General features: G+C 56.8%; 18 protein-coding genes and 1 pseudogene. 9 read left to right on the top strand and 10 right to left on the bottom strand.

Annotated features, from left to right (window positions below; genetic code table 11):
* Positions 1 to 3: 3 nt before the first annotated feature.
* The 5 genes from J4864_RS09015 to surE form a co-directional block, all read right to left on the bottom strand.
* Complete coding sequence (locus J4864_RS09015; RefSeq protein WP_211815377.1) at positions 4 to 807, bottom strand: hypothetical protein; 804 nt, start codon at positions 805 to 807, stop codon at positions 4 to 6.
* A 22-nt stretch (positions 808 to 829) separates the two neighbouring features.
* Positions 830 to 1,558: a GIN domain-containing protein gene (locus J4864_RS09010; RefSeq protein ID WP_211815376.1), complete on the bottom strand. Its 729-nt coding sequence runs from the start codon at positions 1,556 to 1,558 to the stop codon at positions 830 to 832.
* 19 nt (positions 1,559 to 1,577) lie between these two features.
* Positions 1,578 to 2,399, bottom strand: coding sequence for an ABC transporter ATP-binding protein (locus J4864_RS09005; RefSeq protein ID WP_211815375.1), 822 nt, complete (start codon positions 2,397 to 2,399; stop codon positions 1,578 to 1,580).
* Between the two features lie 1,110 nt (positions 2,400 to 3,509).
* On the bottom strand, positions 3,510 to 4,670 hold the full coding sequence (lpxB, locus tag J4864_RS09000; protein ID WP_211815374.1) for a lipid-A-disaccharide synthase: 1,161 nt from the start codon (positions 4,668 to 4,670) through the stop codon (positions 3,510 to 3,512).
* 12 nt (positions 4,671 to 4,682) lie between these two features.
* Positions 4,683 to 5,456 (bottom strand): 5'/3'-nucleotidase SurE, encoded by a 774-nt coding sequence (gene surE / locus J4864_RS08995; protein ID WP_211815373.1) that lies wholly within the window; start codon positions 5,454 to 5,456, stop codon positions 4,683 to 4,685.
* 115 nt (positions 5,457 to 5,571) lie between these two features.
* Here surE and J4864_RS08990 point away from each other — a divergent pair, with 115 nt between their 5' ends.
* The 5 genes and pseudogenes from J4864_RS08990 (at position 5,572) to J4864_RS08970 (ending at position 11,889) form a co-directional block, all read left to right on the top strand.
* A complete protein-coding gene (locus tag J4864_RS08990; RefSeq protein ID WP_007366940.1) occupies positions 5,572 to 6,345 on the top strand; it encodes a ParA family protein in 774 nt (257 codons plus the stop codon).
* A gap of 107 nt (positions 6,346 to 6,452) precedes the next feature.
* Positions 6,453 to 7,358, top strand: coding sequence for a ParB/RepB/Spo0J family partition protein (locus J4864_RS08985; RefSeq protein ID WP_211815372.1), 906 nt, complete (start codon positions 6,453 to 6,455; stop codon positions 7,356 to 7,358).
* Positions 7,359 to 7,561: 203 nt separating this feature from the next.
* On the top strand, positions 7,562 to 8,341 hold the full coding sequence (locus J4864_RS08980) for a DUF5683 domain-containing protein (RefSeq protein ID WP_211815371.1): 780 nt from the start codon (positions 7,562 to 7,564) through the stop codon (positions 8,339 to 8,341).
* 39 nt (positions 8,342 to 8,380) lie between these two features.
* Positions 8,381 to 9,538, top strand: coding sequence for a lytic transglycosylase domain-containing protein (locus J4864_RS08975; protein ID WP_211815370.1), 1,158 nt, complete (start codon positions 8,381 to 8,383; stop codon positions 9,536 to 9,538).
* Positions 9,539 to 9,586: 48 nt separating this feature from the next.
* Positions 9,587 to 11,889: pseudogene (locus J4864_RS08970) on the top strand (RelA/SpoT family protein).
* A gap of 90 nt (positions 11,890 to 11,979) precedes the next feature.
* Here J4864_RS08970 and J4864_RS08965 read toward each other — a convergent pair.
* The 5 genes from J4864_RS08965 to J4864_RS08945 all read right to left on the bottom strand — a co-directional run bounded on the left by J4864_RS08965 (position 11,980) and on the right by J4864_RS08945 (position 17,182).
* Entirely contained in the window at positions 11,980 to 12,648 is a 669-nt protein-coding gene (locus J4864_RS08965; protein WP_211815369.1) for an ATP-binding cassette domain-containing protein, read from the bottom strand.
* The gene (locus J4864_RS08960) at positions 12,645 to 13,517 is read right to left on the bottom strand and encodes a beta-carotene 15,15'-monooxygenase (protein ID WP_246479526.1); all 873 of its coding nucleotides are present in this window, start codon (positions 13,515 to 13,517) and stop codon (positions 12,645 to 12,647) included. Before J4864_RS08960 ends, J4864_RS08965 begins: the two co-directional genes overlap by 4 nt.
* A gap of 138 nt (positions 13,518 to 13,655) precedes the next feature.
* On the bottom strand, positions 13,656 to 14,432 hold the full coding sequence (locus tag J4864_RS08955; protein WP_211815367.1) for an ABC transporter permease: 777 nt from the start codon (positions 14,430 to 14,432) through the stop codon (positions 13,656 to 13,658).
* Between the two features lie 6 nt (positions 14,433 to 14,438).
* A complete protein-coding gene (locus tag J4864_RS08950) occupies positions 14,439 to 15,263 on the bottom strand; it encodes an ATP-binding cassette domain-containing protein (protein ID WP_246479525.1) in 825 nt (274 codons plus the stop codon).
* A gap of 158 nt (positions 15,264 to 15,421) precedes the next feature.
* Positions 15,422 to 17,182 (bottom strand): 1-deoxy-D-xylulose-5-phosphate synthase, encoded by a 1,761-nt coding sequence (locus J4864_RS08945; protein WP_211815365.1) that lies wholly within the window; start codon positions 17,180 to 17,182, stop codon positions 15,422 to 15,424.
* 1,052 nt (positions 17,183 to 18,234) lie between these two features.
* Between J4864_RS08945 and J4864_RS08940 the strand changes: the two genes are divergently transcribed.
* The 4 genes from J4864_RS08940 (at position 18,235) to J4864_RS08925 (ending at position 25,707) form a co-directional block, all read left to right on the top strand.
* A complete protein-coding gene (locus J4864_RS08940) occupies positions 18,235 to 19,845 on the top strand; it encodes a CTP synthase (RefSeq protein ID WP_211815364.1) in 1,611 nt (536 codons plus the stop codon).
* Complete coding sequence (yidC, locus tag J4864_RS08935) at positions 19,846 to 21,774, top strand: membrane protein insertase YidC (protein WP_211815363.1); 1,929 nt, start codon at positions 19,846 to 19,848, stop codon at positions 21,772 to 21,774. It abuts the gene before it with no gap.
* 2 nt (positions 21,775 to 21,776) lie between these two features.
* Entirely contained in the window at positions 21,777 to 23,933 is a 2,157-nt protein-coding gene (locus tag J4864_RS08930) for a dipeptidyl-peptidase Dpp5 (RefSeq protein WP_211815362.1), read from the top strand.
* 151 nt (positions 23,934 to 24,084) lie between these two features.
* A complete protein-coding gene (locus J4864_RS08925) occupies positions 24,085 to 25,707 on the top strand; it encodes an MFS transporter (RefSeq protein ID WP_211815361.1) in 1,623 nt (540 codons plus the stop codon).
* Positions 25,708 to 26,463 lie beyond the last annotated feature (756 nt).

Below are 26,463 nucleotides of genomic sequence, written 5' to 3'. Positions count from 1 at the left end.
TGCTCAGATGTTTATCCAGCGGTTGTTGATTACTTGCATGCGTGTATAGAGTCTGTACGCTCCCCAGTACGCCAGCAGGATGATCGCCCAGCAGATGATGTTGTTGAGGAGGATGTACCGCGGGGAGTCCGGCAGATAGACGACGTAATCCGTGTTGGCTTGAATCAGGTAGGCGGTGAGCGTGATGCCTGCCACGGCGAAAATCCCGATGAGGGTCATTGCCGCCAGGGTCTTCAGCCATGCGCTCTTGCGGAAGAGCGTGCCGCCCAGGACGGCAAAGGCGTTGAACAGCAGCATGCCTTCCAGCTTCACCCATAGCGGCGACGGCCCCATGCCCGCCAGAAAGAACCCGGGCATCATGCCGATGAGGGAGGCTCTTCCGCCGTGGTGGATGAGCATGTTGAGCAGCTGCTGCGCGCAGTCTGCCGCCAGGAGCGCCGCCAGGATGGTGGCGGGGAAGACGAGCGTGACGAGCAGTATCCGTGCGAGGAATTTCTCGAGGTTCGTGGCGGGGAGCATCATCTCGCTGATGCGGGCCTGACGGGTCGACAGGTCTTTGATGACCATGGTGGCGATGACGAAGAACGCCACGAGGCAGATGGCGTTGATGAGCCCCTGTGCGCCGGCGATCCGCCATGCCATGTCATCATGCGACAGGGCCGTCCAGTTGAAAGGCTGGCTGTTCAGCATGACGATGATGAAGAAGGTGATGGCGAAGCCCAGGAAGGTGTTGGACAGTGAGCGGCGGCGCACGAGGATGAGGCGGCCTGTTACTTTTCCGAAGCGGTTCAGATCAAATTTTTTCATATCTTCTTTTCCTCCTTGTTCTTTATTTCGTTCTTGTTGTGTGGTCGGTGATCCCGCCGTTCCCTGTCACGTTCTGCAGTACGGGCCGGCGGGTCGTCCCCGTGAGCTTGATGCCGGCATTGCCCGACACGTCGAAGGATGCGGTGTCTGTCCTGTCGAAGTTCACTTCCATGCCGGCGTTCCCGCTGATGTCGAAGGCGGCACGGCGGGCGGTGAGGTTCTGGAATTTCACCCCGGCATTGCCCGACAGCTCCATGTCGAACTGTCCCACCGTCATCCGGTGTGCCTTGACGGCGGAGTTGCCTTCGATGTCGAGGCTGAGCCTGTCGAGCGTGACGGAATCGGGGAAGACCAGCAGGCCGTTGCCGTCCTGGCTGATCTGCGTGAGGGTGGGGGAGGTGATGTACACCTTGACGGTGTTGTCTCCCTGATGGGAACTGCCGAAGTAGATGATGCCTTTCGCACGGGCCTCGTCTGTGCTGTAAACGTTCAGGACGTGGTTCTTCACGCTCACCTTCATGCCCCGGAGCAGCTTTTCCTTCCCTTCAAGTCTTACGCCGGGCTTCTTGCCCTGCAGGAAGTAGACGGCCATGTTCCCGTCCAGTTGCACGCGGTCGAAGTCGGCGGCGGGCATGGTCTTCCTGACGGTCGGGCCGTAGTCGGCCTTTTTCATGAGACAGGAACTGAGCGGCAGCGTGCAGGCTGCCATGGACAGCAGGGCTGTGAGGATGTGGATGGATGGTCTTTTCATAGGTGTGTCCTCCTTGTTTTTATTTTAGTTTTCCCGATGTGACGGCGTTGAACAGCAGTTCCAGGTTGATGACGGTCTCGCCGTCGCCCTCTCTGCGGCGCGTGATGACATGATTGCCTTGTACGGACGGCTCGGCATAGAGCACGGTGTCGTCCATCTCGGCGGGCTGACGGATGCCGAAGCTGTAAGTGTCCATGACCTCCTCCGTCGATGCGTCGAGCAGCAGCCGGGAGTTGTCGAGGATGAGGATATGGTCCAGCAGCTGATCGATGTCGTGTACCTGGTGGGTGGAGATGATGAGCGACGAGCCGTCGGCCATGTTGCCGGCGACGACCTTCCGGAAGCCCGCCTTGGAGGGGATGTCCAGGCCGTTGGTCGGTTCGTCCATCAGGAGCAGCCGGCAGCCTGTGGCGAGGGCGAAGCTCATGTAGACCTTCTTCTTCTGTCCCATGGAGAGCTGTTTCATGTCTACTTCCCCCGGCATCTCGAAGTCGGACAGGCATTTCCTGAGGGTCTCCCGGCTGAAGCGGGGATAGAAATCCTCGTGGATTTTCGTGTAGCTTTCGAGGCTCATGTCGGGGAGGTCGTATTCCTCGGGCACGAGATACAGCTCCTGGAGCATTTCCGGATGGCGGCGGCCGGCGTCGAATCCGTTTACGGTGATGCTGCCTTTCTGCGGTTTCAGAAGTCCTGCTGTCAGGTAGAGCAGTGTGCTCTTGCCCATTCCGTTCTTGCCCAGCAGGCCGTAGATGCGGCTTTCGTCGAGCCGGAGGCTGAGGCCGTCAAACACGTTGTGCTTGCTTCCCCGGTAGCCGAAGGTGAGGTTGTTTGCTTGAATCATTTGGCTTTTTCTTTTAAGGGGTCTTGTTTCTGTTGCTTGTCTGTTCTCTTTCGGACAGTCAGTATATGTGTACTGTTTCGATATTACACTGCAAATGTAGGACGATTATTTGATACCTGCAAGTTTTTCGGCGGAAAAAACAGGATGAAAGGCTATTTTCCTTCATTTTTCTTTTCCTGCTTCTTTGTGTCCGGATCCTCTCCGGAGGTATCGAAACAGTCCTCCATGAAGGGATAACAGCTTTCATTACAGACACCTGCCTATCTCTTCAGACTGCCGGGGAAGCCCCCTGCACAGGCTGTTCCCGTTCGGAGACAGGATGCCGGATCTTTCCCCTTTTCTTTCTCTCCCCCCCTTTCTCTCCTTCTCCTGAGGTGTCTTATGCGTTCCCTTTCTGTCTTCTTAGTTCTCTTAGTCTTCCTCCAAGTCCTCTCCAAGTTCCCCCAAATCCTCCCCGAGTTCCCCCTCCAGTTCTCCTCAAGAGCCGTCTGGCGCATTGCCGAGAACTTCTCATACTCCCCGTTCTCTTCAAGTTCTCTCTCCGCTCTCCATGCTCTCCAAGTCCCTCCACGTTCTCTCCTCTCCGTGTCTCCGTGTGAAGCAAAGTCCGATGGAAAAGGCGGGAGGGGTCTGCACCCGATTCCGACCGAGAGCGGCTGTCATGTGAAAAGAAAAACCGCTATCATAGAGCTGACAGCTCGATGATAGCGGTTGTTTTGATGTTTATGGGGGAAGCTGCCAGCAGGAAGGGAGGCTTTTCTGGATCCTGAGTGATGGCATATCCTCTACGGGTGAGGCCGTCTTCCGGCAGGATCTCCTGTCATGCGTATGAGGGAAAGCACGGCACAGCCTGCCTGGAAGGTGCCGTAAAGAATCCTCCTGGCATCCGCTTAGGAACGGCAATAAGTTCTGAAACGGTCTGCCGTCATTCCTGACATTCCCGGCAGTCGGCTGACATACAGCGCACTGCGGGCTGGCGGTGCATGCCGGGAGTGGCAGCAGATCCGTTTCTTGTTCCGGCCGGATCGGGGGACGGCGCCGCACCGGTGTGTCCTTGTCTGGAACGGCCGGGGAAGGCGGGACGCCCCCGTCAGACCGCTTTCCGCCGGCTCATTCCCTCCGTTCTTCCGCCTGTCTGCCCGACAGCAGTTCCACCATGATCCTCGCCGCATTGTCCGGTGCCACCTCGTCGCCCAGCCGCTCGCGTACGAGCCGGTATCCGGCAAGCATGCGGTCCCGTCCGGGTTGTCCGGGAAGGATGCGGTAAAGTTCGTTGGCGATGTTGCGGATGGAGAAGCGGTCGGCAAGAAGTTCCTGCACGATCTCCCTGTCGGCAATGAGGTTGACGAGCGAGATGAACCGCACCTTGATGATGTGCCGGAAGGCGAAGCGGATGAGCTTCGGCACCGGTGTCTCGTAGCACACCACCTGCGGGACGTCCAGCAGGGCGGTCTCCAGCGTCGCCGTACCGCTGGTGACGAGGGCGGCGGTGGCGTGGGCGAGAAGCTCGTAGGTCTGCATCTGCACCATCTTCGCCTCGGTCTGTCCCATGAACTTCCGGTAGTAGGCTTCGCCGATGGACGGTGCCGCCGCCACCACCATCTGGTAGTCGGCGAAGTGGCGGGCCGCCTCGAGCATCGCGGGCAGGTTGTCCTTTATCTCCTGCTTCCTGCTTCCTGCCAGGAGGGCGATGACGGGCTTGGCGGACAGGCCGTTGCGCCGGCAGAACTCATCCTTCGTCTCCGTATAGACGTGGCGGAAGTTGTCTACCTCCTCGGCTGTCGGGTTGCCGACGTAGTGTATCTTGCAGTGGTGTTTCTGCTCATAGAAAGGCACTTCAAACGGCAGGATGGAGAACAGCTCCTTCACGTCGCGCCGGATGGCCTTGATGCGCCACTCCTTCCAGGCCCATATCTTCGGCGAGATGTAGTAATAGACGGGTATCGCCGTGTGCTTCCTGACGAATTTGGCGATGCTGAGGTTGAAGCCCGGGTAGTCGACGAGGATGACGACGTCCGGCTTCCACCGCACGATGTCCTCCTTGCACATCTTCATGTTCCTGAAGATGGCGGGCAGGTGCAGCAGCACCGGGACGAATCCCATGTAGGCCAGTTCACGGTAATGCTTCACCCGGATCCCCCCGGCTTTCGTCATCAGGTCGCCCCCGAAGAAGCGGAACTCCGCCTCCGGGTCGTACAGCCGGAGCGACTGCATGAGCCGTGAGGCGTGCAGGTCGCCGGAGGCTTCGCCGGCTATCAGGTAATACTTCATCGCATCAGTGGGTTAAAGGGTTTCCCATGTTTTCATCCTGTCGAGCGCCTCGAAGTCGGTCACGTCGATCTTCGTCGGCGTGACGGCGACATAGCCGTGCTCCAGCGCCCAGCGGTCGGTGTCGGCCGCTTCCGGCTCGTCGTTCCGGTAGTGTCCCGTCATCCAGTAATAGTTGAACCCGCGGGGATGCCTGCACGGCACCACCTCGTTGGTCCAGCTGCCGAACCCCATGCGGCAGACCTTCAGTCCGGCGAACGGTTCCGCCTTGGGGAAGTTCACGTTCAGGCAGACCCCTTTCGGCAGTCCTTCGGCAAGCACCTTGCTGACGATCCGCCGCACGTAGCCGCGCAGGTAGGAGAGGTCGGCGCCGGGGTCGTAGTCGCAGCTCGAGAAGGCGATGGAGGGGATGTACTTCATGCAGCCCTCGTATGCGATGCCCATCGTCCCGCTGTAATGGTTGTTCACTGAGGAGTTGTCGCCGTGGTTGATGCCGCCTAGGATGAGGTCGGGCTTCCGTCCGGTAAAGATCCGGTCCAGTGCCAGCTTCACGCAGTCGACAGGAGTCCCCGTACACGACCACACCTCGCAGTCCGGGATGTTGTGCCGTCTCTTCAGCAGCAGATAGTCGACGACGGAGAAGGCGCACGAGAAGCCGGAGCGGGCGGCCTCCGGGGCGCAGACGACGATGTCGGCGAAGTCGGAGAGGAAGGAGACGAGGGTGCGGATGCCGTTGGAGTGGTATCCGTCGTCGTTGGAGATAAGTATGAGCGGTTTCTTGGAATTCATAATTTTTGTTTTGATTCTCGTGCAAAAGTACGAAAAAAGGTTCACAAAGCCTGTCTGTCTCGTATAAAATATGTATCTTTGTACCCTAATAAACGTATTTGGATTAAATAGAAAAATGGGAAAGATTATCGCACTCGCCAACCAGAAGGGCGGCGTCGGAAAGACGACCACCACCATCAACCTGGCGGCTTCGCTGGCGACGCTCGAGAAGACCGTGCTGGTGATTGACGCCGATCCGCAGGCCAACGCATCCAGCGGCCTGGGGGTGGACATCAAGGAGGTGGACTGTTCGCTTTACGAATGTATCATTGACCATGCCGACATAAAAGATGCCATCTACACCACCGACATCGAGGGGCTGGACATCGTGCCGAGCCACATCGACCTCGTCGGCGCCGAGATCGAGATGCTGAAGATCAACGGCCGTGAGAAGGTGATGAGCGACCTGCTCGCCTCTGTCCGGGATGACTACGATTACATCCTGATAGACTGCAGTCCGTCGCTCGGACTGATCACCGTCAACGCGCTGACGGCCGCCGACTCCGTGATCATCCCCGTGCAGTGCGAGTACTTCGCGCTCGAGGGCATCAGCAAGCTGCTGAACACCATCAAGATCATCAAGAGCAAGCTGAATCCGAAGCTGGAGATCGAGGGCTTCCTGCTGACGATGTACGACAGCCGTCTGCGCCTTGCCCGCCAGATCTACGACGAGGTGAAACGCCATTTCCAGGAACTGGTGTTCAAGGCGGTCATCCAGCGCAACGTGAAGCTCTCGGAGAGCCCGAGCCACGGCCTGCCGGTCATCCTCTACGATGCCGACTCCACCGGGGCCAAGAACCACCTCTGCCTGGCAAAGGAAATCATCGAAAAGAACAAGGAATCAAGGTAAAGCCAAGGGCAGGCAGCACACGGGCAGGCAGCAGAATCCAAGCCCCCCGGTCCTTTTATCATCGCTTATCCTCGCCTATCCCCGCCTACCCCCAATCAAAAGAACACATGGCCGTACACAAGAAATACAACCGCAATGCGAAGACCAACGCCCTCGGGCGCGGCCTGGACGCATTGATCTCGACAGAATCAGTCAGCACACAGGGCAGCTCTACCATCAACGAGGTAGCCCTGGATCAGATAGAAGCCAATCCCAACCAGCCGCGGCGGGAGTTCGATCCCGTCGCCCTGGAGGAACTGGCAAACAGCATCCGAGAACTGGGACTCGTCCAGCCCATCACGCTCCGGCAGACCGACGAGAACCGGTTTCAGATCATCGCCGGAGAACGGCGGTGGCGGGCCAGCCAGCTGGCAGGCCTGACCGCCATCCCCGCCTACATCCGCACCATCAAGGACGAGAGCGTGATGGAACTGGCGCTGGTGGAGAACATCCAGCGCGAGGATCTGAACGCCATCGAGATCGCCCTTGCCTACGAGCATCTGCTCGAGAAGAGCGGCATGACGCAGGAGCGTGTGGCGGAGCGTGTCGGAAAGAGCCGCGCCGCCATCGCCAACTACCTGCGCCTGCTGAAGCTCCCGGCACAGGTGCAGATGGGACTGCAGAAGAAGGAGATCGACATGGGGCACGCCCGTGCCCTGCTCTCGCTGCCCAGTCCGTCGCTCCAGCTGAAGCTCTACCGAGAAATCCTCAAAAACGGTTACAGCGTCCGGAGGGTAGAGGAGCTGTGCCAGCAGCTCAACAGCGGCGAAGACATCCAGACAGCCAAGAAGAAGATCGCCGCGCGCACCCGCCTGCCCGAGGAGTTCAATCTCCTCAAGCAGCGGCTCTCCGCTTTCTTCGACACGAAGGTGCAGATGAGCTGCAGCGCCAGCGGGAAGGGCAAGATCAGCATTCCGTTCGCCTCCGAGGAGGAACTGCTCCACATCATGGAGGTGATGGACAAGATGAAGTAGCCGCCCCGGTACGTGGCATGAATACAGATGAACAGACGGAAAGTCACGCAGGCAGCCGGCTCCGGCCGCCGGGAACAGGAGTACCAGGCGTTGGGAACAGGAGTACCAGCCGTCGGGAACAGGAGTACCGGCCGTCGGGAACGGCATTCCCGGCCGCCGGGGACGGAAAGAGCGGTGACTTGCACGAAGACAACAGGGTAGTGATGAAATTGAATGATAGGATCCGCAGAGGGCTGATGGCCGCCTGCATGCTTGCCGGCGCGGCGGCTGCACAGGCGCAGGTGCTGACGCGGGACACGGTGAAGGTGGTCTATCCCGGCGACTCGGCAGTCGTCGAGGTACCCGGTTCGCAGGACCGGTACATGGAAGAGAAGTCCGTCCTCCCCCCCGGCGATGAGGGGAAGCTCACCGCCGTGCTTCGGAAGGACGGCCTCGGTGCGGCGGGGAAGACGGGACGCGACTGGGCAAAGTGGCGCCCCAGCCCCAAGCGGGCGCTCTGGCTGGCGCTCGTCCTGCCGGGGGCGGGACAGGTCTACAACCGCAAGTACTGGAAGCTGCCCATCTTCTACGGGGGCTTCGTGGGCTGCATCTATGCCATGACGTGGAACAACCAGATGTACCACGACTATGCCCAGGCCTACATCGACATCATGGACAACGACCCGGCGACACAGAGCTACAACAGCTTCCTGCATCTCGGGACGACCATCACCCCGGCCAACGAAGAGCGGTACAAGAGCATCTTCAAGCAGCGCAAGGACCGCTACCGCCGCTGGCGCGACCTGAGTGTCTTCACCACCATCGCCGTCTATGCGCTGTCCGTCATCGATGCGTATGTGGACGCCTCGCTGTCCGACTTCGACATCTCGGACGACCTGTCGCTGCACATCGCCCCGGCGGTCATCCCCGACAGGGGCATCGTCACGCCCGGCGGCGCTTTCCGCTCGCCGGCCATCGGCGTGGGATGCAGCCTGACATTCTGAACAGAGCGCACGGAATCCGTGCCGGAACGACAAGAAACAATGAATAGCAGACGATACATACTCTCCTTCCTGATGGCCGCCGGGGCGGCCTGCACCCTGCCGGCACAGCGCCAGACCGTCGTCGACGACCACGGCCGGACGGTGGAGGTGTGCATCCCGTCGGCCGACGGGGCGATGGCGGGATACGTGGACGTGGAGTACTCGGACGACAGGTTTTACAGCGGCGGCAGGCAGGCGGGAGGAGGGGAGACACCGGTGCCCGCCGCCGGGGAGACGGAGGCCGGCATGGAGGGCATCGACCGCAAGATACGGAGCCTCTCGGACGTGATGGCGCTCGGATGCAACGAGGAGGTGAAAAGATACATCGACCGGTACACGAAGGCCGGACGGCAGTCCACCTGCTGCCTGCTTGGCCGTGCCCGGTACTACGACCCCTTCTTCGAGAAGGCTCTGCGCTCCTACGGGCTGCCGCTGGAGCTGAAATACCTCCCCGTGATCGAGTCCGGACTGGATCCCAATGCCACGTCGCGGGTGGGGGCGGCCGGCCTGTGGCAGTTCATGGCGGCGACCGGCCGGCAGTACGACCTCCGGATAGACTGTTACGTCGATGAGCGGCGCGACCCGGAGAAGTCGTCCTACGCCGCGGCGCGTATGCTGAACGACCTTTACAACCGCTTCGGCGACTGGACGCTGGCACTGGCGGCCTACAACTGCGGCCCCACACGTGTCAGCAACGCCATCAGCAAGGCCGGCGGAGCTGCCGACTTCTGGGCGGTCTACCGGTATCTGCCGAAGGAGACACGGGGCTATGTGCCCGCATTCATCGCCGCCGGCTACGTGATGAACTTCTACGGCGACTACGGCATCATCCCGCAGCCGGCAGGACTGCCCGCCCGGTGCGATACGGTGCTCGTGGAGAAGGACGTCTCCCTCGCACGGATCGCCGGCGTGCTGGGAATGGCGGTGGACGAACTGAAGACGCTCAACCCGCAGTACCGGCAGGGGATCGTCAGGACGTGTCCCGGCGGAGGAACGGCGCGGCTGCACCTGCCGGCGGAAATGGCGGAGAAGTTCAGATACTGCAAAGAAGAGATTTACGAAGACGGCACACCCTGCGACGGACCGGAAAGGACCGTCGCAGCCACCGGCACGGAACGGCAGGCCGCACCCCACCGGCAGGGTGTCTTGCTGCATTGACGACAGGCTACTGATCACCTTATTATATATGTAACGGGAGGATGCACAATGGACAAGAACAAGGAGAAGACAGACGTGAAGGGAGTGGGACTATGAGAAAATGGTAGACGATGCCTTCAGACACCTTTTAGACACGTATCTCGCATCGAGACACCGGAAGAAAGTAGACATCATCACCAAGGCCTTCAACTTCGCACGGCAGGCGCACAAGGGCGTGCGGCGACTGTCGGGAGAGCCTTACATCATGCACCCCATCGCCGTCGCACAGATCGCCTGCGGGGAGATGGGGCTGGGCGCGACGAGCATCTGCTCCGCCCTGCTGCATGACGTGGTGGAAGACACCGACTATACCGTCGAGGACATCGAGAACATCTTCGGATCGAAGATCGCGCAGATCGTCGACGGACTGACGAAGATCTCCGGCGGCATCTTCGGCGAGCAGGCCTCGGCGCAGGCCGAGAACTTCAAGAAGCTGCTGCTGACGATGAGCGACGACATCCGTGTCATCCTCATCAAGATATGCGACCGGCTGCACAATATGCGTACACTTGCTTCCCAGCCTGCCAACAAGCAGTACAAGATAGCGGGTGAGACGCTCTATATCTATGCGCCGCTTGCCAACCGGCTGGGACTGAACAAGATCAAGACCGAACTGGAAGACCTCAGTTTCCGCTATGAGCATCCGGACGCATACGCCTCCATCGAGAAGAAACTGGCTTCCACGCAGGCGCAGCGTGACGCGCTTTTCGCAGAGTTCACGGCTCCTATCCGTGCCGAACTTGACAAGATGGGATTCCGGTATGAAATCAAGGCGCGTGTGAAGAGCCCTTATTCCATCTGGAACAAGATGCAGAACAAGCACGTCACCTTCGAGGAGATCTATGATATTCTTGCCGTACGGATCATCTACAGGCCGAAGTCGCCGGAAGAGGAAATCAACAACTGTTTCCAGATTTACGTGGCAATCAGCCAGATTTACAAGAGCCATCCCGACCGTCTGCGCGACTGGGTGAACCATCCCAAAGCGAACGGCTACCAGGCTCTGCACGTGACCCTCATGTCGGCCAAGGGACGGTGGATAGAGGTGCAGATCCGTTCCGAGCACATGGACGAACTGGCCGAACAGGGCTTCGCCGCCCACTGGAAGTACAAGGACGGCGGTGAAATAACCGAGGATGAAGGCGAACTGAACGAGTGGCTCAAGCACGATCAAGGAAATCCTCGACGACCCGCAGCCCGATGCCATGGACTTCCTCGATGCCATCAAGCTCAACCTCTTCGCCTCCGAGATCTTCGTCTTCACGCCGAAAGGCGAAATCAAGACGATGCCGGCAGGATGTACGGCGCTCGACTTTGCCTTCCAGATACACACGTTCCTCGGCAGCCATTGCATCGGTGCGAAGGTCAACCACAAACTCGTTCCGTTGAGCCACAGGCTCAGCAGCGGCGACCAGGTCGAGATCCTGACTTCCATGTCGCAGCACGTCAATCCGTCATGGATCAACTTCGTCTCTACGGCGAAGGCCAAGGCGAAGATACAGGCCATCCTCCGCCGCGAGAACCGTGAGATACAGAAGACGGGGGAGGAGCAGCTGGCGAAGTGGCTGAAGGCGAACGACCTTGAGATGACCACCTCCGTACTGGACAAGCTCTGTGACCTGCACGATCTTCAGAAGCATGAGAGTCTTTTCCTTGCTGTCGGCGACAGGACGGTCATCCTCGGCGACACGGATCTGGACGAACTCCGGGGAAAGAAGAAAGGGGAGAAGGCCATCTCTGTGAGCAAGTGGCGGCGTTACGTGCCGTTCCTGAAGCCGAATGGGAAGAAAGTGACCGGGCCGGCGGATGCTGACGATACGGCTTCGGCAGAGGGACTGATTGTCGTGACCAGGGACTTCAACCGGAAGAAACCGGTCTTCATCAGCGAGGAGAATATCCATCGCTACCTTTTCCCGCACTGCTGCCATGCCATTCCCGGCGATGATATCCTCGGATATATAGACAACAAGAACCACATCGAAATCCACAAGCGGTCCTGTCCTGTGGCTTCAAAGCTGAAGGCGAGCTACGGTACGCGCATCCTGGATGCCAAGTGGGATATGCACCGCCGGCTCTTCTTCGATGCGACAGTAGAGATACGGGGTATCGACCGCAGCGGAATGCTGCACGACATTTCCGACGTGCTTTCCGACCAGCTGGGCATCAACATCCGCAAGATAACCATCTCCAGTGACAACGGCATCTTCGAAGGGACAATCGAGATGCAGGTCTACGACCGCAGGGACGTCAAGTTCATCGTGGAGAGCATGAAGAACATCAAGGATATGCAGGAGGTGCAGGAGGTGCTGTGACATGGCGGCCTCATTCCATCTCTTTTCCGGATGGGAGGAGGGGGAAGAGTGCTGTCTGCCTGCAAGCCGCAGGACGTTTCACGGGCAAATTCAGATGTCCTCTTTGAGCAGATACTGCTTTAAATCATCCTCAATGACTTTTGGAACGGCTTCTCTGCCCTCATAGGTCTTCATCAGCTTGCCCTGGTGGATGTATGCCAGAGTCTCGCAGATACCGGTCAAGGCAGAGATGATGTGAGAGGATATCAGGAATGTGCTTCCCTCGCTCTTTCTTTTGACTATCCAGTCTTTCAGTAGGATGACACCTGCGACATCCAGTCCGTTGAAAGGCTCGTCCATGATATAGAAGTCGCACTTCTGCATCATCAGTGCCATGAGCATCAGACGCTTCCTCATTCCCAAAGAGTATTTCGACGGATAGCTGTTCAACGGAAGATGAAACAGCTTGTTGTACTGATTGATCTCCTCTCCGGTACACGGCAGATGGGCAGCCTTCAGGCAGAATTCCAGAAACTCCTTGCCGGTGACCAGCGGGTAAAAGTAAGGCGTATCGGGCAGGTAGCCAATCCTGCAATGTTCTTCCATGATGACGTCGCCCTGATAATGTTCCAGGCCCGCAAGACACCTGGACAATGTGCTTTTGCCGGCACCGTTCTCTCCTACGATGCCATACGCTTTACCTTTCTCTAACCGGAGGGTCATGCCATGAAGGATGACGGACGAGCCGTATTTCTTCCTGATATTGTTTATCTGAATCATGCTGAATATTTGCTGTAGACCATAAAAGACAACAGAAGGGTGGTGAACGCAGCCAAGGGAATCATCACGGTCTTCATATATCCTGCGGCATCGACCATGTACAAAGCTGATAGCACAATCATGATTACAATCGGATTGTCTATTTTGAAATACCTGATAAGCTCCGACTGGAAAAGAAAGAGCGTGGCAAGGATATATATCATGACGACTTCTCCGATGACAAGGGCGTCGGCTTTGTGCATCAGGAGGATAGCGAAGAAGGGACATAGCAGTGCGAATGTATTCCCGATGGCATATATTGACTGTAAATGAATCATTCTCAAAGGGGAAGAGTAGAACATCAGATGGCTCTTCCTGACAGGCTGACAGATGAGGAATCCAAGCAGATATACGAAGAGCAGGAGTGTGGCATAGGTGATGTTGATATTATGGTACAGCAGCCCCATGCAGGATGCGAATATCCCCAGCAGGTAAGGGATAAGCAGCGTCCTCATACTGCCGGCATACTGATAAGAGCCTTTCAGTAGGAAAGGATAAGTGAGCATTGTGAACTGCAGCCGGGGTCTGGGCAGCATAGGCAGGGCAATCGCTGTTGCCAGACACATGAGAAGTGGCAGCCAATAGAGGCGGAGCGCACAGACGGCCATGAACGGAGTGGAAAGAAGGACATACTCTGCCATCAGCAGCCTCTTCTCACTTCCGTACAATGTCTGCAGGAGTTCCCTGTCGCCTCTGCTGTAATGGAATCCGGCCACGAGAGCGGCATCAGCCAGTATGATGTTCGTCTGCGGAGCCAATGACAGTATATAGAGCAATAAGCCTGCGACACACAGCAGAAGGGCAGAGACGATTGTTCCAAGTCTCTTCATCAGACGGTAAACGATTAGAAGCTGTAATTTCAGGAAATTCATGTGCTTTGACCGGATAGCAAGGAGTCGGATTCTACCTTGTCCTTTATGAACCATTGCATTGATGAGACCAAGGAGTGAAGCCGTTGCAGGCTGTCTTCAGAATTTTGACAGTGAACCGCTTTCTTTACTCTTGATGATTAAGAATTTCAGGCAGAGATACCCTAAGAGCAAGTATAATCCATCATTGCAGAGAATGATCATCAGGGTATTCGGTGTCAAAGATGATCCACGGAGCAACAATTGCTGTATGGCCGCATTCGCCTCTGCAAAGGGAAACAGCAGCATGAGTGCTGTCTTGGAAGAGATAAAGACTGCCCCGTAGGTCAGGATACCAAAGACGATGGAGGATACCATGCTGTAGAATGACGATATGCTCTTGTATTTTAATGCCAGTGAGGCGCACATGATTCCCAGACCTATAAGCGAGAAGATGGATATGAGAAACAGCGGAAGTACAGAGAGCCATTGAATAAAAAGACCCGCTTGCACGGAAGGGACCAGAAGAACGCAGATAAACAGTGTGAGAACGGACTGGATGATGGTAATCACACTTGACACAAGCCCCTTGACCAGAAGTAATGTGAAGAAAGATCTTGAATTGAGATACAGCTGTTCTATTGTTCCCTGGACAGTCTCCGACACGATGGAATCCACCACGGAGATGAAAGAGTTGTTGGCGATGAGCCAGATCATGAACGAGCAGATAAACGCCCATGTCTTGACCTCCGGTTTCCCCCGGAGGAGGACATGGGAGAGCAATACCATGAGCACAGCCCAGAAGAGAATGTTGAACAGCGTGTTGAATTTATACCTGAAAGCCAATTTGATGGATTTGACAAACTCTGCCTTCAAAAGTCCCCGGAAATACATCATGATGAATCAGTTTAAATAAAAATCTTTTAGGTTCTCTCCTTCTATCTCCACGCTTGTCACCTCGTGTCCTTCTTGGTTCAGTCTGTCGATTTCCTTGCCCAATAGGAGTGCAGTGGTGAGAAGCCTGATTGTACAATAGAGGTCGTGCCGTTCCAGGATTTCATATCTGGCGGCCTGTAACTTGTCAATATCAGGATGCAGGATTTTAAGGATGAAAGCGTTGTCGAAGCTCGCTGTGTCTTCTTTCCTTTTCATGACTCCGTCTTGCAGCTTGAATATCTGCCGGGCGGTGCGTTCTATGAAGTTAAAGTCATGAGAAGTCATGATGATCAATCTGTTTGAAGTGATTTCCGGGGATGACAGGAAACTGCTCAGCCCGAATGCACTCTCAATGTCCAGCCCAAGGGTCGGCTCATCAAGGAATACGACGGGGGTGTTCATGCTCAGCGCACAGATGATGGCGACCTTCTGCTGCATCCCGCGAGACAGATTCTCTACCAGCTGATTCCTTTTGTCGTATAATCCTAATTCGTTGAGGAGTTCCTTGCTCTGACTTCTTACGGCATTGAACGGGACGCCACGCACGGCGGCGAAATACTTTATGTTCTCCCATGGCGTCAGCTTGTAGTAGATGTTCCGGCTGCCTTCAGACAGCAGCGCAAAGGTCCTGTTCTTTTCTTCCTTGCTCATTGTCTGGAGGTCTTTCCCGAAATATTCTATCTTCCCCTCTTCATAGTCCAGCAGGTCTGTGCAGGATCTGATGAAAGTCGTCTTGCCTGCTCCATTCGATCCCAGGATGGCGACAACGCCTTTCTCCAAAACGATATTCACGTCTTTCAGGACCTCATTCCCATTGGATGAGGTCCTGAAAGTCTTTTTCAAATGATGCACGGAAAGTGTAGTTGCATTATCCATATATCCCGAGTATTTCTTGCTGAATTTAGTGTTGTGGTGGATAGGAAAACTGTCCAGACGGTTTTTCTGGCTCCCTACGGGATGAGTGCCATCACGTCCTCGACGATCTGCTCGTCGAGCAGGCGGTTGTCAGACAGCAGCTGGTGGAGGTCGAAGCGGTCGTAGAGGTCTTTCTTCACGCCGCCTACAAGCACTTTCATGCCGGACGTGCCGTAATAGGAAGCGATGCGCTCGCCGAAGCCGCCGTCCTTGCAGCCGTCTTCCAGCGTCACGACCAGTTCGTGGCTCTCCTTCAATGCGTCGAGCGTCTCTGCATCCACGGCATTCAGGTAGCGGGGGTTGATGAGCGTCGCATCAATGCCCTTTCCGGCAAGCAGACGGACCACATTCTCTCCTTTCTGATAGAAAGAGCCGGCAGCAATGACGGCCACCTTCTCCCCCTTGTGCGTTGTTTTGTATCGCGGTTCATAGCCGTACTCCGTGTCGACAGGTTCTGCCGTATGGTTCACCCCGTTGCCCGGTATGCGGATCGCGATGGGTTTCCTGTCCTGGCAGACGGCCCAGCGAAGCATGGCAAAGTACTCCTCGCAGGTAGCGGGGGCGAGATAGATGAGCCCGGGGATGCTGCACAGCATCGGGATGTCGAAGAGGCAGATGTGCGTGATGTCGTTCATCGATGCCGTACCGCCCCCTGCCACGTTGATGACCGCCGGGTTGGAGTTGATGCAGAGATCCTGCGCTATCTGGTCGTAGGTGCGCTGGAGGAAGGTGCTGAACACCGTCCATACAGGATGCAGTCCGCCTTTCGCCATGCCGGAGATCATCGCCACGGCCTGCTCCTCCGCAATCCCCACATCGACGTGCTGCCGGCCGGCCTCCCGGCGTTTCTGCGGCGTGAAGCCTGCCGCCGCCGGCGTTCCCGCCGTGACGGCGACGAGCCGGCTGTCCCGTTTCATCTCCCGCAGCATCCAGTCGCTGATCAGCTGCCCGTAGGACTCGCGTGCAGGCTGCTCCGGACGGCTGCCGTCTGCCACGTTGAACGGCATGCCGTAATGCCATGCCTCCTTGTTCTCTACGGCGGGGGCGAAGCCGTGTCCCTTCTCGGTGTGGATGTGGACGACCGTCGGCCTGTCCGTGTCTTTCACACTGCTGAACACCTCGATGAGCTTCTCCACGTCGTTTCCCTCTTCCAGGTATCTGTATTCAAATCCCCATGCCTTGAACCAGTTGTGCCCGCAGGTGCCGCGGCTTTCGCGCAGGGCACGCAGGTTCTTGTAGATGCCGCCGTGGTTCTCGGCGATGGACATTTCGTTGTCGTTCACGACGATGATGATGCCGGTGCCGAGTTCCGACGCCTCGTCCAGTCCCTCGAAAGCCTCGCCGCCGGAGAGCGAACCGTCGCCGATGACGGCGATGATGTTCTCCTTCGTACCCTTGATGTCGCGGGCTTTCTGCAGCCCGGTGGCAAGGCTTACGGAAGTGGAGGTGTGCCCCACCTCGAAGTTGTCGTACTCCGGGCATTCCGTGGGGGACGAATAGCCGCTGACGGCATCCATCTCTTCCGCACTGCCGAGGAATCCCGACACACGCCCCGTCAGTATCTTGTGCGGATAGCTCTGGTGGCTTACGTCGAACACGAGCTTGTCCTCCGGTGCGTTGAACACGTAATGCAGGGCGACGGTCGCCTCTACGAAACCGAGGTTCGGCCCCACGTGCCCGCCGCGTCTGCTTACACGGTTCAGTACGGCCTGGCGTGTCTCGTCGGCCACGGTCTTCAAGGCCTCGATGTCCAGCTGTTTCAAGTCGGCTGGCGACTGTATCTTCTCGATGTACATGGTTCTTGTCTGTCTTCTGATGCAAAGTTACTCGTTTTTTTTATTATCGGCAGGTTTTTTAAATGGTTCTTCCGTTAAATGCGTAGATAGGAAATAGAATAAAGGCTTATGTAATGAGGTTTGTCTTGTGCGTTGATGACTTTGATGAAATATCATACAGAGACAGAGAGTGGACGGAGGTAAGAACCCCCAATAACGGAGGCACCGCCGTCACTTCCTATTGCGGAAGCCCCTTATGTACCTGCATGATATGACTATCCCCAATTGGATGGGGCTTACAAAGGAGGATAAACTGCAAGATAAAATGCAGAAAAGACAAATTGATATGATGCCTGTCCATCAGCCTGTCTTTCAGTCTCCTGCAAACAACTTCTTCTCATATTATCGGTGTTTGTAAATATTTTTGCATAGTTCAAAGCTGACTCATGCTCTTCTGGCTTCTAAAAGGTGCCTGATTGACTTGCAATCGATGCTCTTTCAGCGTGTTACCAACGCCCTTTTGAAGTCCAATTAAGCACCTTTTACGAACGACTAAATAACCAGTTGATTGACTGCTGGTTACAAACCTGCTTTTTTGCACGTGTCTTTTATGTTTACAGATGATTTGTTTGAAATTATGTAATGGCTTTTCAAATTCTTATCTGTATTTTCAACGTATCAAGATGAAAAAGTCCTTTTGTGTCGGAGGCGGATAATAGAATAGAGAGTTGATATTCTTGGCTATGTTTTTGTTGAATGAATCACCTCGGTTTTTCCATTAAAGCTATACGAAAAGCATCCGTGCATTTAACGGAAGAACCTTAAAAATTACCTTTGACGGATTCCCGCCTCTCCGGCCAGGCTGTCGGCCGCCTGTCATTCGGAATACCAGGACAGAAACAGTCCGGCTTCTCTCCCGCTCTCCCCCTGATGGGAAAGTCGGGGAAAGATACCTGTTAAATTTATTCCCTGCAACCGGCCTGATTCACGGAAAATTAGTATCTTTGCACTTTAGTTCATAACCAGCGATATTCGTTTTTCAGAAGACAATAAATTAAAACATACATAAAATCGTGGCTGAAACAAAGTACATCTTCGTTACGGGCGGCGTGGTTTCCTCGCTTGGCAAAGGAATCATCTCGTCGTCAATCGGTAAGCTCCTCCAGGCAAGGGGCTACAACATCACCATCCAGAAATTCGACCCGTACATCAACATCGACCCGGGGACGCTGAACCCCTACGAGCACGGGGAGTGCTACGTGACGGTGGACGGCATGGAGACCGACCTCGACCTCGGGCACTACGAACGCTTCACGGGCATCAAGACCACGAAGGCCAACTCCATGACCACCGGACGCATCTACAAGAGCGTCATCGACAAGGAACGCCGCGGCGACTATCTGGGCAAGACCATCCAGGTGGTGCCTCATATCACGGACGAAATCAAACGCAACATCAAGCTGCTCGGACAGAAATACCACTACGACTTCGTCATCACGGAGATCGGCGGTACGATCGGCGACATAGAGTCGGCGCCGTTCCTCGAGGCGATCCGGCAGATGAAGTGGGAGCTGGGCCGCCGTGCCATCAACCTCCACCTGACCTATATCCCCTATCTCAAGGCGGCGGGCGAACTGAAGACGAAGCCCACGCAGCACAGTGTGAAGGAACTGCAGAGCGTCGGCATCCAGCCCGACATCCTCGTGCTGCGCACGGAGAAGCATCTCGAGGACGACATCCGCAAGAAGGTGGCGGCCTTCTGCAACGTCGATTTCGACTGCGTCGTGCAGAGCGAGGACCTGCCGAGCATCTACGACGTGCCGGTCAATATGCTGAACCAGGGGCTCGACGCCGCCATCCTGCGCAAATGCGGCGAGAAGGTGGGACCCAAACCGGCTCTCGGTCCGTGGAAGGAATTCCTCGACCGGCAGCGCAAGGCGACGAAAGAGGTACACATCGGACTCGTCGGCAAGTACGACCTGCAGGATGCCTACAAGAGCATCCGGGAGGGACTGCTGCAGGCCGGCGTTTACAACGACCACAAGACCGTCATCACCTTCATCAACTCCGAGGACCTGACCGAGGCGAACGTCGGGGAGAAGATCCAGGGGCAGGACGGCATCGTCATCTGTCCGGGCTTCGGCCAGCGGGGCATCGAGGGGAAGATTGTCGCCGCCCGCTACACCCGTACCCACAACATCCCGACCTTCGGCATCTGTCTCGGCATGCAGATGATGGTGATTGAGTTCGCCCGCAACGTGCTGGGCTACAAGGACGCCAATTCGCGTGAGATGGACGGGAAGACGGCGCACAACGTCATCGACATCATGGAAGAGCAGAAGAACATCACCAACATGGGCGGCACGATGCGGCTCGGCGCCTACGAGTGCGTGCTGCGCCAGGGGTCGCGCGTCTTCGACATCTACCGCCGGGAACACATCCAGGAACGCCACCGCCACCGCTACGAGTTCAACAACGACTATGAGAAGGAATTCGAGAAGAACGGCATGATGTGCGTCGGCCGCAACCCCGAGAGCGACCTCGTGGAAATCGTCGAGATACCGGGTCTGAAGTGGTACATCGGCACGCAGTTCCATCCGGAGTACCAGTCGACCGTGCTCCATCCGCATCCCCTGTTCCTCGACTTCGTAAAGACATCAATAGAAAACCAGAAAAAGAAATAAATGGATAAGAATACGATTGCAGGGTTTGTTCTCATCGCCCTGGTACTCTTCGGGTTCGCCTGGTGGCAGCAGCCGTCGGCCGAACAGGTGGCACAGCAGCGGGCCGAGTTCGTGAAGGACTCCGTCGCTGCAGCCCGGAAAGCGCAGAACGCAAAGCTCGCCGCTGCGAAGCAGGCACAGCAGAAGGCTGCCGCAGCAGCCGACACGACGGCCCTGTTCCACTCGGCCCTGAACGGCAAGGGGCAGGACATCACGCTGAAGAACAGCAAGGTGGAACTGACCCTGAACACCAAGGGCGGCGTTGTCAGCAAGGCTGTCATCAAGAACTACGTGGGGCATGACATCGCCGTCAAGGACGGGTCGAAGGACCGGAAGGACGTCACCCTGTTCAGCGGAAACGACCAGAGCCTGAACTTCATGCTGGCCGGCAAGAACACCAACATCGAGACGAAGGACCTTGTCTTCACCCCGTCGAACGTGACCGACACAACCGTCACCCTCACCGCCGTGGCCGGACCGGGCAGGACGCTCACGCTGAACTACGTCCTCGGAAAGGACTACCTGCTCCACGCATCCCTGCAGGCAGAAGGCATGAGCGGGCTGTTCGCACCGGACTGCAGCCAGATGGATGTCAGCTGGCAGGAGCGTTGCCGCCAGCAGGAGCGCGGCTTCACGTTCGAGAACCGCTATGCCACGCTCACCTACAGGAAGCACGGCGGCAGTACGGATTACCTGAGCGAGACGGCTGAAAAGGAGGAGACGACCGAGGATGCCATGGACTGGGTGGCCTTCAAAAACCAGTTCTTCTCTGCCGTGATGATCGCCAGGGACAATTTCGCAGCAGGCGCAAAGCTCAAGAGCACGCCGCTCGACAAGGAGTCGCACTACCTGAAACACTACGAAGCCAGCATGAAGACCGGCTTCGACCCTACGGGCCGGCGTCCGTCAGAGTTCGAGTTCTACTTCGGCCCCAACGACTTCCGGCTGCTCCAGGCGGTAGAGAAGGAGAGCCGTTTCGGCAAGGACCTGGATATGCAGAGGCTCGTCTACCTCGGCTGGCCGCTGTTCCGCATCATCAACCGGTGGTTCACGCTCTACGTCTTCGACTGGCTGAGCAAGGTGTTCCCGATGGGTGTCGTGCTGATTCTCATCACCCTGCTGCTGAAGCTCATCACCTATCCGATGGTGAAGAAGAGCTACATGAGCTCGGCGAAGATGCGCGTGCTGAAGCCGAAACTCGACGAGGCGACCAGGCAGTTCAACAAGCCCGAGGACCAGATGCAGAAGCAGCAGGCGATGATGCAGAAGTATGCCGAGTACGGTGTCAGTCCGCTCTCCGGCTGCCTGCCGATGCTGATACAGATGCCTATCTGGATTGCGATGTTCAACTTCGTGCCGAACGCCATCCAGCTCCGCGGGCAGAGCTTCCTCTGGATGGACGACCTCAGCACCTACGACCCGATCATCTCGTGGGGGCATAACCTGTGGCTCATCGGCGACCACCTGTCGCTCACCTGCATCCTCTTCTGCGGTGCCAACCTGCTCTACTCATGGTTCACCATGCAGCAGCAGAAGGACCAGATGGTGGGACAGCAGGCCGACCAGATGAAGATGATGCAGTGGATGATGTTCGCCATGCCGCTCTTCTTCTTCTTCATGTTCAATGACTACTCGTCGGGTCTGAACTTCTATTACTTCGTTTCGCTCTTCTTCTCGGCCGCCATCATGTGGACCTTGCGCAAGACCACCGACGACGAGAAGCTCCTCCAGATACTGGAGGCGAAGCGCAAAGAGAAGAAGAACAATCCGAACCAGAAGGCCGGCGGACTCTTCGCCCGGATGCAGGCCCTGCAGGAAATGCAGCAGAAGCAGCAGGAAGAATTGAGGCACAGAAAGGAAGAACTCAACAACAAAAAGAAAGGTCTATAACTATGAACAGAAACTTGACAGTCGCAATGGCTGCCGCACTCGTCATGAGCGGCGGCGCACAGGCACAGGATGTGAACATCGGGCGCAGCAGCATCACGCTGAAGAGCGACCTCATGACACCCGAGGCTCTCTGGGCCATGGGGCGCATCGGTGCCGCACAGGCATCACCTGACGGCAGACGGATCGTCTACCAGGTGGGGTACTACAGCGTGAAGGAGAACAAGGGTCACCAGGTGCTGCGCATCATGGATGCCGACGGCAGGAACGACCGCCTGCTCACCACCTCCGCAGCGAACGAGAGCGATGCGGCATGGCTCGACGACAACACCCTGGCTTTCCTCACCGGAGGACAGCTGTGGACGATGAAGGCCGACGGCACGGACCGCCGGCAGCTCACCCGCTCGGACATCGACATCGAGGGCTTCCGCTTCTCGCCCGACCGCCGTCGCGTCGTGCTCATCAAGAGCATCCCTTACTACGGCACGATCAGGCAGAACCCGAGTGATCTGCCGAAGGCTACAGGCATGGTCATCACGGATATGAACTACCGCCACTGGGACCATTACGTGACGGCGAACGCCCATCCGTTCGTGGCTGACGTCACGGCCGGGGGCATCGGCGACGGTGTCGACGTGCTCGAAGGCGAGCCTTACGAAAGTCCGCTGGCACCGTTCGGCGGCATCGAACAGATCGACTGGAGCAGGGACTCCAAGTCTGTCGCCTATACCTGTCGCAAGAAAGAAGGCACGCAGTATGCCATTTCGACCGATGCCGACATCTATATATATAATGTGGAAACCCGCCGGACGAAGAACCTCTGCAAGCCCGAGGGGTATGTGGAACCGGCAATCGATGCGACGAAGAGCATGCGCGACCAGGCCGTCAACCATCAGGCCGGCGACATGAACGTGGGCTACGACGTGAATCCCAAATTCTCGCCCGACGGCAGGTACATCGCCTGGCAGAGCATGAAGAACAACGGTTATGAGAGCGACCGCAACCGCCTCTGCGTCTACGAGCTGGCCACGGGCAGGAAGACCTACGTCACCGAGAGCTTCGACTCGAACGTCGACGAATACACATGGGGGGCCGATTCCAAGATCCTCTACTTCATTGGCGTATGGCATGCGACGGAGAACATCTATCAGACCAGCCTCAAGGGCGAGGTGAAACAGCTCACGGAGGGCGACCACAACTATGTCAGCATTGCCTTGCTGGGCGACAGGAAGCTGCTGGCCATCCGTCAGAGCCTCTCCCAGGCCAACGAAATCTTCGCCGTTACGCCGGCCAGAAAGGAGAAGACAAGCCTTCAGACACAGCTCTCCTTCGAGAACAAGCACATCTACGACCAGCTCGCACTGGGCGAAGTACACGACCGATGGGTGAAGACGACCGACGGAAAGGAGATGCAGGAGTGGGTGGTGACACCGCCTCACTTCGATCCGAACCGGAAGTACCCGACGCTGCTCTTCTGCGAAGGCGGACCGCAGAGTCCTGTTTCCCAGTTCTGGAGCTACCGCTGGAATCTCCAGATCATGGCCGCCAACGGCTATGTCGTCATCGCACCCAACCGCCGCGGCCTGCCCGGTTACGGCAGTGCATGGAACGAGGAGGTAAGTACCGACTGGACCGGCCAGTGCATGAACGACTACCTCTCCGCCATCGACGATGCGGCCCGCAATCTGCCCTTTGTGGACAAGGACCGGCTCGGTGCCGTCGGTGCGTCTTTCGGCGGATTCTCCGTCTATTATCTGGCAGGCATCCACGACAGACGTTTCAAGTGCTTCATTGCACACGACGGTGCCTTCAACCTCGAGAGCATGTACACCGATACCGAGGAGGCGTGGTTCAGCAACTGGGAGTATGACGACGCCTACTGGAACAAGGACAAGACGGAAGCTGCCCGGCGCACCTACGCCAACAGTCCGCACCTGAACGTCGGCAAGTGGGACACGCCGATACTCTGCATCCACGGCGAGAAGGACTACCGCATCAATGCCAACCAGGGCATGGGTGCCTTCAATGCAGCCCGTATGCGCGGCATACCGGCAGAGCTGCTCCTCTTCCCCGATGAGAACCACTGGGTCTTGAAGCCGCAGAACGGTATTCTCTGGCAGCGCACATTCTTCAGCTGGCTCGACCGCTGGCTGAAGAAGTAAGTTTACAGGTCGACGGGTTTGCGGGTAGTCAAGTTGCCTGATGGCATTGACCTGCCAGCCCGTCGACCTGCCAGCCCGTCAACCTCTTTTAACTGATAATCTGACAGACAACTCGTCTACCCGTTTACTCGTAGACTTTTAATAATTCATCATGACTGAAAAAATTCAAACAACATTGAGAGATTCAGCGGCTATGCGCTGGACGGCTCTCCTCCTGCTGGCACTGGCGATGTTCTGTGCCTACATCTTCGTGGACATCCTCTCCCCGATCAAGGAACTGATGCAGGAACAGAGGGGATGGGACTCTACCGCATTCGGAACGATGCAGGGGTCGGAAACCTTCCTGAACGTATTTGTCTTCTTCCTCATCTTTGCCGGGATCATCCTCGACAAGATGGGTGTCCGCTTCACCGCCGTACTCTCCGGTGCGGTGATGCTGGCCGGTGCGCTGATCAAGTACTATGCCATCAGCGAGAGCTTTGCCGGCAGTGCGGTAGACGCGTGGTTCACCAACAACCTCAACCATATCCCTGTCTTCGAACAGCTGGGCGTCTCTCCTTTCTACGAGGGCATGCCGGCATCGGCGAAGGTGGCGGCCTGCGGCTTCATGATCTTCGGCTGTGGAACGGAGATGGCCGGCATCACCGTCTCACGCGGTATCGTGAAATGGTTCAAGGGACGTGAGATGGCATTGGCAATGGGTTCCGAGATGGCCCTGGCCCGGCTCGGTGTCGCCACCTGCATGATCTTCTCGCCGTTCTTTGCCAAGTTGGGCGGTCATGTCGATGTGTCACGTTCCGTAGCCTTCGGTGTCGTACTGATCTGCATCGCCCTGATGATGTTCGTCGTCTACTTCTTCATGGACAGGAAACTCGACGCGCAGACCGGCGAGGCAGAGGAGAAGGAAGATCCGTTCAAGATCAGCGACCTCGGGAAGATCCTCACCAGCATGGGCTTCTGGCTCGTCGCCCTGCTCTGCGTATTGTACTATTCGGCCATCTTCCCCTTCCAGAAGTATGCCGTGAACATGCTCCAGTGCAACCTTACGTTCCATGAGCTTCCGGCCGGTTCGTTCTGGGCGTCTTCCAGTGTGACGATGGTCCAGTATGTCATCATGCTCGTTGTCGCTGCCACCGCCTTCATGTACAACTTCATGAAGCGGAAGGCGCTGAAGAACACGATGCTCCTGCTCTCCATATTCAGCCTTGTGCTCTATTGCTACATGGGCTATATGCGCCAGTCGGCAGAGTCGATCTTCGCCGTGTTCCCGCTGCTGGCAGTAGGCATCACCCCGATCCTCGGCAGCTATGTCGACCATAAGGGCAAGGCGGCCTCCATGCTCGTGCTGGGTTCGCTGCTGCTGATTCTCTGCCACCTCACCTTCGCCTTCGTCCTCCCGCTGTTCAAGACCAGCCAGGTGGGCGGCGTCATCGTGGCCTATGTCACGATTCTTGTCCTCGGTGCTTCCTTCTCGCTTGTGCCTGCCTCGTTGTGGCCGAGTGTGCCGAAGCTGGTGGATGCGAAGATCATCGGGTCCGCCTATGCGCTGATCTTCTGGATTCAGAACATCGGCCTGTGGCTGTTCCCGCTGCTCATCGGCAAGGTGCTCGACAAGACGAACGTCGGTGTGACCGACCCGACACAGCTCAATTACACGGCACCGCTGATCATGCTTGCCGGACTGGGTGTCGTCGCCCTCGTCATCGGTCTCATCCTGAAGGTGGTCGACAAGAAGCGCCACCTCGGACTGGAAGAGCCGAACATCAAGGAATAAACCGGCTTTCACCATACCGTCTGCACCGGCAGGGAATCCCCTCCGGTGTCAGCATCGCAGCCATCTGGCAGGGACAGACTTCCGCGTCTTTCCCTGCCTTTTTTCGGTTCTTCCGTTTAATGCGCAGATGGGAATAAAGGCTTCTGCACTTGCAGGGCGTGACCGTCCAGAATCAGATGGGGGCTTGCAAAGGGGGATGATCTGTAAGGTAAGATGCCGGAAAGACAGATTGATACGATGCCGGTCCATCGGCAGGCCTTTCCGTCTTCTACAGACAGCCGATTCCCATACCGCCGGTATTTGTAAACAGTTTTCATGCAATGCAAAGCAGCACATGCCCTTCTGACTTCTAAAAGAGGCCTGACTGGCCTGCAGCAGGTGCTCTTTCGGCGTGTTACCAACGCCCTTTTGGAGTCCAATCAGGCACCTGTCAGAAATGACTTAATAACCGGTTGATTGACTGTCGGTTACCAACCTGCTTTTTGCACGTGTTTTTTTATATTTGCAGATGATCTGTCTGGAATTATGTAATGGTTTTTCAAAACCTTGTCTGTATTCCCGGCAGATGAAACTGAGAAGGTTTTTGTATCAAAGGATGATGACAGAACAGGCAGTTGACAGCCTTGGCTATGTTTTCGTTGGATGAATCACTCCGGTACTTCCGTTAAAGCCATACGGAAAGCATCCACGCATTTAGGCGGGAGGACCGGAAAACGGCAACAGGTGTACGGACGGGGAAAGTCCCCGTTTCCGCAC

It is taken from the genome of Prevotella multiformis, from assembly GCF_018127985.1.
Lineage (GTDB): Bacteria > Bacteroidota > Bacteroidia > Bacteroidales > Bacteroidaceae > Prevotella > Prevotella multiformis.
The sequence above is the reverse complement of the archived record's forward strand: the minus strand, read 5'-3'. Positions and strand labels throughout refer to the sequence as shown.